Here is a 12,560-nt window from a genome sequence, read left to right on the forward strand (position 1 = left end):
AAGATTTCTTGGGGCAGTCTTTTTACTTATTTAATACTAATAGCCTCATTCATTCTTGGTCGGGTTCCCTTGAACCATTGGTAACAAAGGATCGTAATCAGAATCAAATCAATGACATCGCCGCCATAATACATGATTAATCCGCCCGTTTTGGCTTGGTCAATCGGAACTCCCATTGGAGGATGAGCATAAATATATTTTGAAAGGATGCTGTGACATGCCAAGGCGATTATCAATACACATGAACGATAGATATAACCCGTCCGGTGTGGGTTTGGATCTGCATAAATGAAGGCACTTGTGAAAAGGTAGCCTGCTAGAAATACGTGCAGGTGAACCGCAATTTGAACCAGCTCGTTTTGTTCCATTGTCTGATAAAGGCTGGTCGTATATAGGAGCCAAAGGCCTCCAACATTCAGAAAAGAGGCCGTCAACGGATGATTGATTAGTCGAAGAGGATTACTTTTTAAAATATGGGATAAAGTCCGTGCGTGCTTCACGTCTAGTGTACGAAGAATCAGTGTCATTGGGGATGCCAAGACCAGTAATAGCGGTGCCAGCATTCCGAGAAGGAGATGGCCGAGCATATGAGCCGTGAAATCTGAATGAGAACGAGTAGCAAGCGGCCCAATAATAGCCGCTAATGCACAGAAAATACCTGTAATCCACATGACAATTCGGTAAGACCGCCATGATCTTTTTCGCCGCTTAGATAGGATGGCTGCGTAAAGATAAATGACTAATGCAATGAAAAACGGCACTGATAAAATCAGTTGGACGCTTAATCCATGAAATTCCATCTCAGATCCATCATGTATGTGATTATTTAGGTGCATGATTCGTTGTAACTCCTACTTGACTTGATTTCCCTTTTGAGCGAGCGAGGAGAGCAATGCCAATTATTATCATCAAAACTGAGGTAATGTACCAAACCATGTCGTAAGGGACGATATTAACATCGTAGCGAATTTGGTGGAGACCCATTAATTTATGCTGGATGGTACCATCGTATAATTGAAATCCACCTGCACCCAGTAATAACCCTCCAAACCACCTCATCGGCAGCCAACCACCTCGGCGGCGGAGGTCGGCAAGCATGAATAAGGATCCAACTGTAGCAAACCAACTAAAGGCATGAAAAAATCCATCAGAAACAAGTCCGATCCCAGTCGTGGATTTATCGTAAAAATGATGCCAATGCAGTAGTTGATGAAAAACTGCTTCATCGATAAAGGCGACAAGTCCTATGCCAAAAAGTAAGCCGGACCAGAGATTTTTAGGGTAATTTGTTTTGTTATTATTCTCCGCCATTTTCTTCTCCTTTAAGAAACAAATTCTACTGCCATTCAATTTACCCTAAATGATTGAACCATAAACAGGGAGCAGATTGGATTCTTCTCCTTTGATATTGTTATTTTTGAGTTGATGGCTAAATTTGTTGATAAAAATCTTATTTTTAAATTCTCTGCAAATTGTCAAAACTGATTAGCAGAGAGTAATAAGATAAGGAAGGAGACATATGTATGAATAAACCTTTTGAATACCCAGAAATGTACTATAACGAAGTCATCTATTTTTTAGAAACGAAATGGAAGCGTCGACTAAGTGATCATGAGAGGCATGTTCTCATTGAAGGCTATCGATTCGGCCGGCTGGTTGAGGCAGAAAATGAAATCAGAATTCTCTCAGTGAAGTAATTTCTTCTGAAGTTAATATCAAATGGCAGCCGCACCTGCCATAATACTTCATTAATAAAATTTTTAAATAACCTTTGCTCACTGCAAGGTTTTTTCTTTTTTTAAGTATTGTATAATAAAGGAAGCGTTTCATTTTTTTATAATAAATGTAACTGTGTCCGTGGTAAACAAGTGAAGGGAGGGCCGGTGTAACAACAGCAAAGAGATTCGCAGATTCAGAGATTTTGATCCGATGTAATGTTTAAACTACATAAGGGGGAATTGATAAGATGTCAAACTATGTAAAAGTAGGAAATCTTCAAGTAGCGGATGTACTTTATCATTTTATTAACGACAGCGCATTACCAGGTACGGGCTTAGACCGTGAGCAGTTCTGGACTGATTTTGAAGCACTTTTTGCTGATTTAACACCCATCAATAACCAACTATTAGATCGACGAGATGACCTTCAGCGTAAAATCAATACCTGGCATAGAATCAATAAATCCTTCCACTTTGAAAATTATCAATCTTTTTTGAAAGAAATCGGCTATTTAGAACCGGAGACTTCTAATTTTCAGATCAGCACGGAAAATGTGGATGAAGAAGTAGCCTTAAAAGCAGGGCCTCAGCTCGTCGTTCCTGTCGATAATGCCCGCTATGCACTAAATGCAGCTAATGCCCGCTGGGGAAGTCTCTATGACGCCTTATATGGGACGGATGCGATTAGTGAAGAAGGGGGTGCTAAGCGTGCAGAGGCTTACAATCCGATTCGCGGAGGAAAAGTTATTGTTTTTGCGAGGGAGTTTCTTGATCAAGCCATCCCGCTCAAGCAGTTTTCCCATAAGGAGGCTGTCAAATATTCGATTGTTGATGGAAGATTAGCAGTTTTACTTGGGAATGGCGCGACCGTTGGGCTTCAAGATGAACCCAAATTCTGTGGCTACCAAGGGAATCCAGGTGAGCCTTCCGCCATTTTACTGAAAAATAATGGTCTCTATTTTGAAATTCAAATCGACCCTGGCCATCCAATAGGAAAAACCGACCGAGCTGGCGTTAAAGATATTTTTATAGAGTCGGCTCTTACGACGATTATGGATTGCGAGGATTCCGTTGCCGCCGTTGATGCAGAGGATAAGGTCCTAGTATACTCCAATTGGCTCGGGTTGATGAAAGGTGACTTAACAACTGCATTCACAAAAAATAATAAGACAATTACTCGCTCGCTTCAGCCTGACCGCACGTATATCTCACCAACTGGTGAGGATTTTGCCCTAAAAGGGCGTTCTCTCATGTTTGTTCGTATTGTCGGTCATTTAATGAAGAATCCTGCTATCCTAGATAAGGATGGAAACGAGGTACCAGAAGGGTTAATGGATACGGTCGTTACTAGTTTAATTGCAAAGCATTCTCTTTTGGCCAATGGTCCATATCAGAACTCTGCAAAGGGATCGATTTATATTGTTAAACCAAAAATGCATGGTTCTAAAGAAGTCGCTTTCGCCAATGAAACGTTTAATCGCGTGGAAGATATGCTAGGACTGGAGCGGAATACGCTAAAGATTGGGGTCATGGATGAAGAGCGAAGAACGTCGTTGAACTTGAAAAATTGCATTGGTGAAGTAAGGGAACGAATTGTTTTCATTAATACTGGTTTCTTGGACCGGACTGGCGATGAAATCCATACTTCAATGGAAATAGGGGCCGTTATCCGGAAAAATGAAATGAAGTTCTCTACATGGCTGCAAAGCTATGAAAAATCCAATGTGTTTGTCGGGCTGGCAGCTGGTCTAAAAGGCCGTGCACAGATTGGGAAGGGAATGTGGGCAATGCCGGATCTTATGGCCGAAATGCTCAAGCAAAAAATCGGTCATCTGCAAGCAGGCGGGACGACGGCTTGGGTACCTTCACCAACAGCGGCGACCCTGCATGCGCTACATTATCATCAATTGGATGTCTCAAAGGTGCAGGATGAATTAGCAAAGGGTGTCCAGGATTTAAGAGATGAGATATTAACTATACCTGTCGCTGAACAAACCAACTGGTCCGCCGAGGAAATTCAGCAAGAGCTTGATAACAATGCACAGGGAATCCTTGGCTATGTTGTTCGCTGGGTAGAAATGGGGGTTGGTTGTTCGAAGGTACCGGATATAAATCACGTTGGGTTGATGGAAGACCGTGCGACACTCCGGATTTCAAGCCAGCATATTGCCAACTGGCTCCATCATGGGATTTGTTCGAAGGAACAGGTACTGGAAACCCTAAAGAGAATGGCAAAGGTAGTCGACGAACAAAACGCGGGAGATCCGTCGTATCGTCCAATGGCTCTAGATTTAGATCAATCTGTAGCCTTTCAAGCAGCTTGCGACTTAGTATTTAAAGGATATAATCAGCCAAACGGATATACCGAACCGATTTTACATCAGCGCCGCATTGAAGCAAAAGCCCAATAGGGTGTCAGGCACCAAGAATAAAAAAACGAGCAACTACATGAAACAGATGTAGTTGCTTTTTTTGGATGAATGAAATTGTAAATTAATTTTCTAAGGTAACCTCGATTAAGAAGATTTCCCCATCAGACTGCATTGCCTCATTAAAGATGTTTTCAAATTCATCAAGCGTACTCACCCGCATACCTTTAATTCCGAAACTAGCGGCCAATTGGACAAAGTTCGGATTTTGGAACGTTACTCCGTAGGTTTCTCCGAACTTTTTGTCCATTTGCTGGACTTCAAGTTTTAACATCGAGTCATTTAATACAATAATTATGAACGAAAGTCCGAGTCGTTTAGCCGTCTCAATTTCTGCAAAATTCATTAAAGCACCACCATCGCCGGTAATGCAAATAACTAGGTCATCTGGACAAGCAAGCTTCGCCCCAATCGCACCGGGAATGGCGATCCCCATGGAAGCAAGCCCATTTGAAATAACAAGCCGATTTGGCTTTTTCGGCTGATAGGTTCGCGCAATGGAAACCTTATGTGCACCGACATCCGATATCACGACCGTATCCTCTGTTGTATGAGAATTAACACAGTGGAGAACTTGCTCAATCGTAAAGGAAAGAGTGCCTGACACCGGCTGATCAATTTGATATGCAGTTTTAATTTGGTCCTTTAGCCCGCCGGAGGGAAGCCATGATTTCGTCGGAAGGGTGGATTGATTTAAAAGTTGCAAGGTGTTTTTAATGTTTCCGACCAGCTCTACCTCTAAAGGATAATAGTCATTAATTTCTGAAGGTAAAGAATCGATATGTAAAATAGGAAGTTTCTTCACATTCCAGTCTTTAGGCAGTTTTTCGACAAAGTCAAAGCCGATGACAATCAGGAAATCTGCCTCTTTTAATCCAGGTAACACCTCGTCATTTTCCTTAAAACCAAAGGTATAGTAGTTAAGTGGATGTTCTTTTGGGAGGACTCCTTTTGCCATAAAACTATGGGTTACAGGGCATTGAAGGGCTTCGACAAAGGTCAATAGTTCTGGGACTGCCTCTTGCCTGATTACCCCATTTCCGACGATGACAAATGGTTTAAGATGTTTTTTGATAAGGGTACCTGCAGCTTCAATTGACTCTTGAGCCGGAACACATACAGGCAAGGATGTAACGGGTAAGGGACTACCGCCGATCATTTGACTTGAAAAGTTTTCTGGTAATGTAATGGCAACGGAACCCGGTTTATCCATTTTTGCCATCTTGAATGCTTTTCGAACCTTCGCCGGCACTGTTTGGGATACATTGATTTGTGTGCTCCATTTTGTTGCGGGTTCAAACATCGTCACAAGATCAAGGTATTGATGGGATTCCTTATGATGACGTTCCACACCTGCCTGACCAATGATGGCCACAACCGGGGAATGGTCAAGCCGAGCGCTGGCCATCCCCGTTATTAAGTTGGCGGCGCCAGGTCCGAGGGTTGATAAGCATACACCAACTTTGTTTGACAACCTTCCATAGACATCTGCCATAAATGCCGCTCCTAGCTCGTGCCTGACATTTATGTATTGAATTTGTGTCGATTTGGAAAGGGAATCAACGAGGTCTAGGACCTCCGTGCCAACGATTCCGAACACATATTCTACTCCTTCGTTTTCTAAACAATGGACAATTACATCTGTTACCTTCATCAAATCCTCCTCGTCAATTTAATTTGGTTACCGATGATTTCTATAACCTCCGATTATCCAACGTGCACGGGGAAATCATACAAAACGAATGATTCCCGTTATCCTGATTTTTCACGCTTCACGGGGAACATTCACTAGGTATGATTACCATTGTCACGATTTTTCACCCTTTACGGGTAACATACATCAGGTATGATTACCATTGCCCCGATTTTTCACCCTTTACGGGTAACATACACCAGGTATGATTACCATTTCCTCGATTTCTCAGCCTTCACGGACACCATACGTTTCCTACACAATAGTATTCTTACCTAAATACCTATCTATTTTGTCTCTGTTAATGAAAACTGATGATCTGCAAAAAAATATATCAATATAATTTTGTAATGATATTGTAATATTGCTGAGATGTCACTGTTACACCTTTCTAGTATATTTGACCTACCAAATCACACTAGGGGGTAACAATTATGCTAAAGAAATTCATCGTTGCATTTGTCATTATCGTTTCTTGTGGCTCTTTGTTTGCTAACATGGGTGATAAAGCGGAAGCGGCTTATTATCATACAAAGGCTATTTCGGTAGCAAAGTCTAATATTGGAGTACCATATCGATGGGGTGGAATGTCGCCCGGCGGATTTGATTGTTCAGGTCTTATTAAGTATTCCTATGCAAGGGCTGGAAAAACCTTAAATCGTACAGCGGCACAAATGTTTTATGGGAACGGACATCGTATATATTCAAATATACAACCAGGTGACTTAATGTTCTATGCTCCAACCAAGGCAAGTAAACCCACACATGTAGGGATGTACATCGGAAATGGTAAAATAATTATGGCTTCTTCATCAAAAGGAGTCATGATTACAAGCACTAACAACCCATATTGGCATTCAAGATACATTGGAACAAAACGCGTTTAAAGACCATCGATCCCTGGACTTACACCCGTCAAGTAGACAGCACTAAAAAAGACTACGCAGCCATCGTGATCCGGAATTCTACTGGAGCACGATGGTTTAGCGTTTTTGGAATCTCTTATAATTGTACTCATACATAAATGTCTCTATTGCTTGTATTAATTCTTCCTCTGTTTTACAATCGGATTGATACAACATTTCTGTTTTAAAGTGTGAAAAGAACGATTCAATACAGGCGTTATCTAGGCAGTTTCCTTTGCGAGAGTGGCTGCCCAAAATGCCATATTTGTTTAGTCGTTTGTTGTATTTTTTAGACGTGTATTGGAATCCCTGATCCGAATGGAGAATGGTTCCGTGCACGTTTCTTTTTTTATTAAGGTCTTCCACAGTTTCTAAAACAAGTTTCATGTTATTCCTGTCTGATATCTTCCACGAAACAATCTCGTTATTATATAAATCCTGAATAACAGACAAGTAGTAAAAACGATTTTGGAATGGGATGTAAGTAATATCTGTTACTAAAACTTCATTTTCTTTTCTCTCTTTAAATTCTCGATTTACCAAGTTAGAGAACACCTTTGATCCTTTTTTACCAAAATATCTCCATTTCTTTCTAATCACCGATTGGATTTCCATCACCTTCATTAATCGGTAAACCTTCTTATGGTTGACCTCGAATCCTTCTTCCTTAAGGGCAATCACCATTCTTGGATAGCCAAATTCCTTATGTTTGAGGTGGATGGAAAGCATCTGATTCATTAAACTCTGATCCTGTTCCTTCCTCTTTTCACGAACCTCAATGTTTTTTACCCATTTGTAATAGCCTGATCGCTGAACCTCTGCTATTTGAACCAGCCACGTTACAGGGTATGACTCTTTCATTTCATGAATAATTTCAAATCTCATTGCCTTTTTGATTTCACCTCCCCGTGAAGATTTGGATACTGCTTTTTTAAGTAGTCAACCTGTGCCTTATAATAATCCCGCTCTTCTTCTACACTTTGAAATTTCACCTTTGGGCGCCCTACAAAGGGATTATCTAATGTAAGTTTTCCTCTTTGGTCGACAAGCTTCTTGCCTTCCTCAAACTTTTTCACCCAATTCTTTAACTGGGTTGAACTACGAAGCCCCAAATCGGCAGAAATAGAATTGTAACTGCCTTCACCATTCATATACATTTCAATTGCTTTCAACTTAAATTCTTCTGTGTAGTGTTGAAAAGTTTGTCCCTTTATAGCCATAGAAAAATCCCCTCCAAATAGTAGTGTACCACCAATTTAACTTTATGGGCTTTTTACACTGTCTACTTAAAGGGGATAATATCATCCCTGATGGTCTTTTTTATACATAGAAAAATAATAATATTTATTTGAAAAATTAAATCATTAACTTTGTATTCTTTTCCAATCGTTTGTTATCATCAAATTAGTAAAATAAGGGAGTGAACGCTAATGACTAAACATACTCGAATCGGGAAAACTGATTTATTTGTCAATCCAATTGGTCTTGGTACCAATGCCGTTGGGGGTCATAATCTTTTTCCGAACTTAGATGAAGAAGCTGGCAGGGAGTTAGTTCGAACCGGTTTGGCTCATGGGATTAATTTCCTTGACACAGCATATGTCTATGGTTTAGGACGGTCGGAAGAAATCATCGGGGAAGTCGTGAAGGAAAGCGGAAATCGTTCAGAAATAGTCATCGCCTCCAAAGCAGCACATAAATTGATTGGAAATGAAATGGTTCTTGATAATTCACCAGCTTTTTTAAAACAAGCTGTCGAAGAGAGTTTAAGAAAGCTTCAAACCGATTACATCGATTTATTTTATATCCATTTTCCCGATCAGGATACACCGAAGGACGAAGCGGTTGGGGCCTTAAAGCAATTGAAGGATGAAGGAAAAATTAGAGCAATCGGGGTGTCTAATTTTTCAATTGATCAACTAAAAGAAGCTAATAAAGATGGTTATGTTGATGTCTACCAAGGTGAATATAACCTGCTAAGCCGTGGTGCAGAACGGGAAATATTCCCATACGTTACCGACCAGCAAATCTCATTCGTTCCCTTTTACCCATTAGCATCTGGATTATTAACTGGTAAGTATTCTCGAGAGACGAATATCAATGAAAAGAACCGTAAAAGACCACAGTTTAAAGAAGGCGTTTTCGAACAAAACTTGGAAAAGATTGAGTTTGTCCGTAAAATTGCATCAGAAAAGGGTGCTGAAATTGCCCAAGTGATTCTTGCCTGGTATCTGTACCGCCCATGCATCGATGTAATTATTCCTGGTGCAAAGCGAGCAGACCAAGTGCTTCATAATCTAAAAACCTTACAGATTCAATTAACAGCTGAAGAGATTCAAGACATTGATCGAATTTTCCCATCCTAAAGGAAAAGTCGTGAATAGTGATTTTTTATCACCTTTCACGGCTTTTTTTCATTAAAAAAGGCATAATAAGAATCATTCCTTTTTTTTAATTGAAGTAGTATGTGGGAAAATTATCCTTGGTAATTTATGAGTTCGCTTACAATTATCTTAATTTTTCTTAATTTAATGTTATGATAATGGTATTAGTTATATCGCCCTAAACACGAAGCTTTTTAGTCTCGAAAATCTGATATAAAAAGGAAGTCTTCGAATGAACCTTAAACACAAAAAGTATCCTTTTTTTAAGCAAATTGGACGAGCATTTAAATTAAATTTTAGTAAATTGCTTCGATCACCAGGTGGAGCCAAAAAAGTTTCGTTGGGATTTGCAATTGGTTTTGGCTTAGAAATGATTGTTCTTTCAACAGCTTCCCTTGTTTATATCGTATTTTTACCAATTGTTCGAATGGCAAGAGGTTCCTTGCCAGCGGCGATTATCGGAAATGTAATCGGAAAACTATCCTTTCTACCAGTATTACTCCTACCTTTAGCTAAGACTATCGGTAAACTGATTTATCCTATAAACGAGAGTATAGGGCATAAGTCTCCTTTTTCGTTTGAACAGTTGATGCAAGGAGATTTCCGCAGTGTAGTCAGTTTACTTCACGGTGGTGTCCATGTGTTAATTGGAATGACGATTTTTGGCATCATTCTTGGGATTATTTCTTACTTCTTTGTTCATTATTTTTATGAAAAAGAAAAAACGAAAAGACTCGCAAGGATTCGTGATAAACAAGCCCTTCGAAAAAATAACCTAGTTATGATTGATGCGACCAATAATTAAGGTTTAAGTCGCTTGAGAATAATTGCTTCTAATAGTTTCCACGGCAGCAAATTCTTTAGCTGCAACACCGTCTTCACACCAGCCCCGATGGGATACCTAAGGCTTGGTGATTGGGGCTGAGATGCAATTTTTGCTGCCAACTTGGCAACCTCGATGGGATTACCATGCTTGGCCTTACCGCCCTCAATTTCATGTAGTAAACTTTCCATATAGGATAGGTATGGGGACTCAGGATTGACTTCCATTCCGTCCACACTTGACCAAATATTGGTTTGATAGGATCCAGGTTCAATGAGGGAAACGTCGATCCCAAATGGTTTCAACTCAAGTCGCAGGCTTTCGCTATAACCTTCAAGAGCGTGCTTAGAAGCGACATAAGCAGATAATCCTGGGAATCCTAGTCTCCCACTAATGCTGCTGATATTGATAATTCTGCCCTGTTTTCTTGCCCGCATCAAGGGCAAAACTGCTTGGGTGACAGCAATCACTCCGAACAGATTTGTTTCGAATTGACTCCTAAACTCGTCAATTGAAAGCTCCTCGCTAAAACCCCCAAGGGCAAATCCGGCATTGTTTACTAATACGTCGATAGAAGGGTACTCGTTCAGTATCCCTTGAAAATGTTGAATGGAATCACTGGAAGTGACATTAAGCGGTTGAACATGAATGAAATCCTCGACATTGTTTTCTTTAGCATGAGTGAATAACGACTCTGATTTATTGACATCCCTCATGGTTGCGATCACTGTAAAGCCTTTTATTGCCAATTCAATCACGGTTAACATCCCGAAACCGCTTGAAGTCCCTGTAACAATCGCTGTTCGTTGTATCATGATTTCCTCCTTGACTTCCTTTTCTTCTATATTAAACGTAAAATAGCGATGGTTGTATATCTAAAATCGAAAAAGGCTGTCCCAAAATCCGTGGGACAGCCTTTGATTGAAATCATCCGTTATTGATTTTGATGATTTCTGAGGGTTTGTTCAGCATAAGCAACAAGACGTTTCGTCATTTCGCCGCCGACTGAACCGTTTGCTCGTGCGGTCGTATCAGCACCAAGTTGAACTCCAAACTCGTTGGCAATCTCTTGTTTCATTTGATCTAAAGCATTGTCAGCTCCAGGAACCAATAGTTTGTTTCTAGCCATGATACATCACTCCCCACGAAGTTTTTTGAGCAATATGTCATTGCTCGTATATAATTTAACCGATTATTATTATTTTCATTAAAAGTACACCAGGAATTCGTGAGGGTGATCACAGGGAATAGTGTCCCAAGGGTAGGGAATATTACCCTTATAGTTGGGTATACATTTAATTGAGAAAGTGAGTGATGAATGATATGATTGAATTTCCGAAAAATCTTTATTGTGAAAAGTGCGGCAAAGAAACCGAGCATATGGTACGTGAGGATGCATTAGAGATAGAATATACTTGTACCGAATGTAAGAATGAACAAGAAATTATTAAGTCCTTTTTTTAAAAAATGTGAAACAGGTGTGTTATGCAGAAAATAATCGTAATAGGAGCAGGAATACTTGGTGCATCGACCGCCTATCATCTTGCGAAATTAGGTGCAAATGTAACATTGGTTGATCGAGCTGACTCGGGACAGGCGACTGATGCCGCTGCCGGGATTGTTTGTCCTTGGCTTTCACAGCGGCGTAACAAAGCTTGGTACCAGTTAGCCAAAGGTGGAGCTCGTTATTATCCAGAATTAATTGCTCAACTAGAGGCAGATGGAGAGAGAGAAACTGGATATCAACAGATTGGTGCTATCAGTTTACATACGGATCTGAATAAACTCGAACAAATGGCGGAACGAGCGAAAAAACGTCGCGAAGATGCTCCGGAAATCGGAGAGATTACCATTCTATCGCCTTCTGAAACGAAGCGTCAATTCCCTCCATTATCCGAGGAATACGGGTCTGTTCATGTAAGTGGGGGAGCACGGGTTAATGGCAGGGCATTACGTGAGTCATTGATACGAGCAGCGACAAAACATGGAGTGACATTTCACCAAGGGAATGCCTCTCTCGAGATGCAGGGGAATCAAGTAGTCGGGATTAAGACTGCGGAAAAAAAGTATTCTTCAGATCAGGTAGTTCTGACTGCAGGTGCATGGTCTAACGAGCTTTTGCAGCCCTTAGGTGTAGAGTTTTTAGTCAAACCTCAAAAAGCGCAAATCATTCATCTGGAATTACCTAAGATGGATACAAGCCAATGGCCTGTGGTTATGCCTCCTCAAAACCATTACATCCTTACATTTGAAAATGGCCGTGTTGTTGTCGGGTCGACCCATGAAAACGAGGCTGGATTTGACACACGTATAACAGCTGGTGGAATTCATGAGATTTTAAGCAAAGCGTTAGAAACAGCGCCTGGTCTGGCTGCCTGCACGTATCTTGAAACAAGAGTTGGTTTTCGGCCGTTCACCCCAGGATTTTTGCCTGTGATTGGGGCATTGCCACAATTTGAAGGAATCTATTTAGCCAATGGCCTTGGGGCTTCAGGGTTAACGAGTGGGCCGTACCTTGGAGCAGAACTAGCCAAACTAGTCGTAGGTCAACAAACAGAAATTGACCCGAAAAACTATGCCGTGGATGGAGCACTTGCCCCTGGTTAAT

General features: G+C 40.7%; 13 protein-coding genes. 7 read left to right on the forward strand and 6 right to left on the reverse strand.

The genetic code is table 11. The annotated features are described in order from the left end of the window. Positions 1 to 26 precede the first annotated feature (26 nt). Both M3610_RS09555 and M3610_RS09560 read right to left on the reverse strand, forming a co-directional pair. Positions 27 to 836 carry a cytochrome c oxidase assembly protein gene (locus tag M3610_RS09555; RefSeq protein WP_251458760.1) on the reverse strand — a complete coding sequence of 270 codons (810 nt, stop codon included), beginning with the start codon at positions 834 to 836 and terminating at the stop codon, positions 27 to 29. After that, entirely contained in the window at positions 823 to 1,311 is a 489-nt protein-coding gene (locus tag M3610_RS09560) for a DUF2243 domain-containing protein (protein ID WP_251458762.1), read from the reverse strand. Before M3610_RS09560 ends, M3610_RS09555 begins: the two co-directional genes overlap by 14 nt. 212 nt (positions 1,312 to 1,523) lie before the next feature. Here M3610_RS09560 and M3610_RS09565 point away from each other — a divergent pair, with 212 nt between their 5' ends. Continuing rightward, positions 1,524 to 1,697, forward strand: coding sequence for a hypothetical protein (locus M3610_RS09565; RefSeq protein ID WP_180229986.1), 174 nt, complete (start codon positions 1,524 to 1,526; stop codon positions 1,695 to 1,697). 269 nt (positions 1,698 to 1,966) lie between these two features. After that, positions 1,967 to 4,129, forward strand: coding sequence for a malate synthase G (locus M3610_RS09570; RefSeq protein ID WP_251458765.1), 2,163 nt, complete (start codon positions 1,967 to 1,969; stop codon positions 4,127 to 4,129). A gap of 82 nt (positions 4,130 to 4,211) precedes the next feature. Here M3610_RS09570 and M3610_RS09575 read toward each other — a convergent pair whose 3' ends face one another. Further along, positions 4,212 to 5,801 (reverse strand): acetolactate synthase large subunit, encoded by a 1,590-nt coding sequence (locus tag M3610_RS09575; protein ID WP_251458768.1) that lies wholly within the window; start codon positions 5,799 to 5,801, stop codon positions 4,212 to 4,214. Positions 5,802 to 6,274: 473 nt separating this feature from the next. Between M3610_RS09575 and M3610_RS09580 the strand changes: the two genes are divergently transcribed. Then, positions 6,275 to 6,727 carry a C40 family peptidase gene (locus tag M3610_RS09580; protein ID WP_251458771.1) on the forward strand — a complete coding sequence of 151 codons (453 nt, stop codon included), beginning with the start codon at positions 6,275 to 6,277 and terminating at the stop codon, positions 6,725 to 6,727. A 96-nt stretch (positions 6,728 to 6,823) separates the two neighbouring features. Here M3610_RS09580 and M3610_RS09585 read toward each other — a convergent pair. Further along, a protein-coding gene (locus M3610_RS09585; RefSeq protein WP_396953643.1) for an IS3 family transposase occupies positions 6,824 to 7,965 on the reverse strand; the annotation gives its coding sequence in 2 pieces (ribosomal slippage) (positions 6,824 to 7,680 and positions 7,680 to 7,965; 1,143 coding nt in all). A gap of 210 nt (positions 7,966 to 8,175) precedes the next feature. Between M3610_RS09585 and M3610_RS09595 the strand changes: the two genes are divergently transcribed. Both M3610_RS09595 and M3610_RS09600 read left to right on the forward strand, forming a co-directional pair. Further along, on the forward strand, positions 8,176 to 9,111 hold the full coding sequence (locus M3610_RS09595) for an aldo/keto reductase (RefSeq protein ID WP_251458780.1): 936 nt from the start codon (positions 8,176 to 8,178) through the stop codon (positions 9,109 to 9,111). Between the two features lie 250 nt (positions 9,112 to 9,361). Further along, positions 9,362 to 9,934: a DUF2062 domain-containing protein gene (locus M3610_RS09600; protein WP_251458783.1), complete on the forward strand. Its 573-nt coding sequence runs from the start codon at positions 9,362 to 9,364 to the stop codon at positions 9,932 to 9,934. Here M3610_RS09600 and M3610_RS09605 read toward each other — a convergent pair. Both M3610_RS09605 and M3610_RS09610 read right to left on the reverse strand, forming a co-directional pair. After that, positions 9,931 to 10,767 (reverse strand): SDR family oxidoreductase, encoded by an 837-nt coding sequence (locus tag M3610_RS09605; RefSeq protein ID WP_251458785.1) that lies wholly within the window; start codon positions 10,765 to 10,767, stop codon positions 9,931 to 9,933. The genes M3610_RS09600 and M3610_RS09605 overlap by 4 nt on opposite strands. Before the next feature lie 119 nt (positions 10,768 to 10,886). Beyond that, the gene (locus tag M3610_RS09610; RefSeq protein ID WP_098571908.1) at positions 10,887 to 11,081 is read right to left on the reverse strand and encodes an alpha/beta-type small acid-soluble spore protein; all 195 of its coding nucleotides are present in this window, start codon (positions 11,079 to 11,081) and stop codon (positions 10,887 to 10,889) included. A 185-nt stretch (positions 11,082 to 11,266) separates the two neighbouring features. Here M3610_RS09610 and M3610_RS09615 point away from each other — a divergent pair, with 185 nt between their 5' ends. Both M3610_RS09615 and M3610_RS09620 read left to right on the forward strand, forming a co-directional pair. Next, on the forward strand, positions 11,267 to 11,416 hold the full coding sequence (locus M3610_RS09615) for a hypothetical protein (protein WP_180229976.1): 150 nt from the start codon (positions 11,267 to 11,269) through the stop codon (positions 11,414 to 11,416). A 21-nt stretch (positions 11,417 to 11,437) separates the two neighbouring features. Next, positions 11,438 to 12,559: an NAD(P)/FAD-dependent oxidoreductase gene (locus M3610_RS09620; RefSeq protein ID WP_251458787.1), complete on the forward strand. Its 1,122-nt coding sequence runs from the start codon at positions 11,438 to 11,440 to the stop codon at positions 12,557 to 12,559. Position 12,560 lies beyond the last annotated feature (1 nt).

This window comes from Neobacillus sp. MER 74 (assembly GCF_023714155.1).

Coding starts and splice junctions, on each gene's coding strand:
- M3610_RS09620 (WP_251458787.1), top strand. CDS start 11,438: ATGCAGAAAATAATCGTAATAGGAGCAGGAATACTTGGTGCATCGACC.
- M3610_RS09555 (WP_251458760.1), bottom strand. CDS start 836: ATGCACCTAAATAATCACATACATGATGGATCTGAGATGGAATTTCAT.
- M3610_RS09615 (WP_180229976.1), top strand. CDS start 11,267: ATGAATGATATGATTGAATTTCCGAAAAATCTTTATTGTGAAAAGTGC.
- M3610_RS09575 (WP_251458768.1), bottom strand. CDS start 5,801: ATGAAGGTAACAGATGTAATTGTCCATTGTTTAGAAAACGAAGGAGTA.
- M3610_RS09580 (WP_251458771.1), top strand. CDS start 6,275: ATGCTAAAGAAATTCATCGTTGCATTTGTCATTATCGTTTCTTGTGGC.
- M3610_RS09595 (WP_251458780.1), top strand. CDS start 8,176: ATGACTAAACATACTCGAATCGGGAAAACTGATTTATTTGTCAATCCA.
- M3610_RS09605 (WP_251458785.1), bottom strand. CDS start 10,767: ATGATACAACGAACAGCGATTGTTACAGGGACTTCAAGCGGTTTCGGG.
- M3610_RS09565 (WP_180229986.1), top strand. CDS start 1,524: ATGAATAAACCTTTTGAATACCCAGAAATGTACTATAACGAAGTCATC.
- M3610_RS09570 (WP_251458765.1), top strand. CDS start 1,967: ATGTCAAACTATGTAAAAGTAGGAAATCTTCAAGTAGCGGATGTACTT.
- M3610_RS09560 (WP_251458762.1), bottom strand. CDS start 1,311: ATGGCGGAGAATAATAACAAAACAAATTACCCTAAAAATCTCTGGTCC.
- M3610_RS09600 (WP_251458783.1), top strand. CDS start 9,362: ATGAACCTTAAACACAAAAAGTATCCTTTTTTTAAGCAAATTGGACGA.
- M3610_RS09610 (WP_098571908.1), bottom strand. CDS start 11,081: ATGGCTAGAAACAAACTATTGGTTCCTGGAGCTGACAATGCTTTAGAT.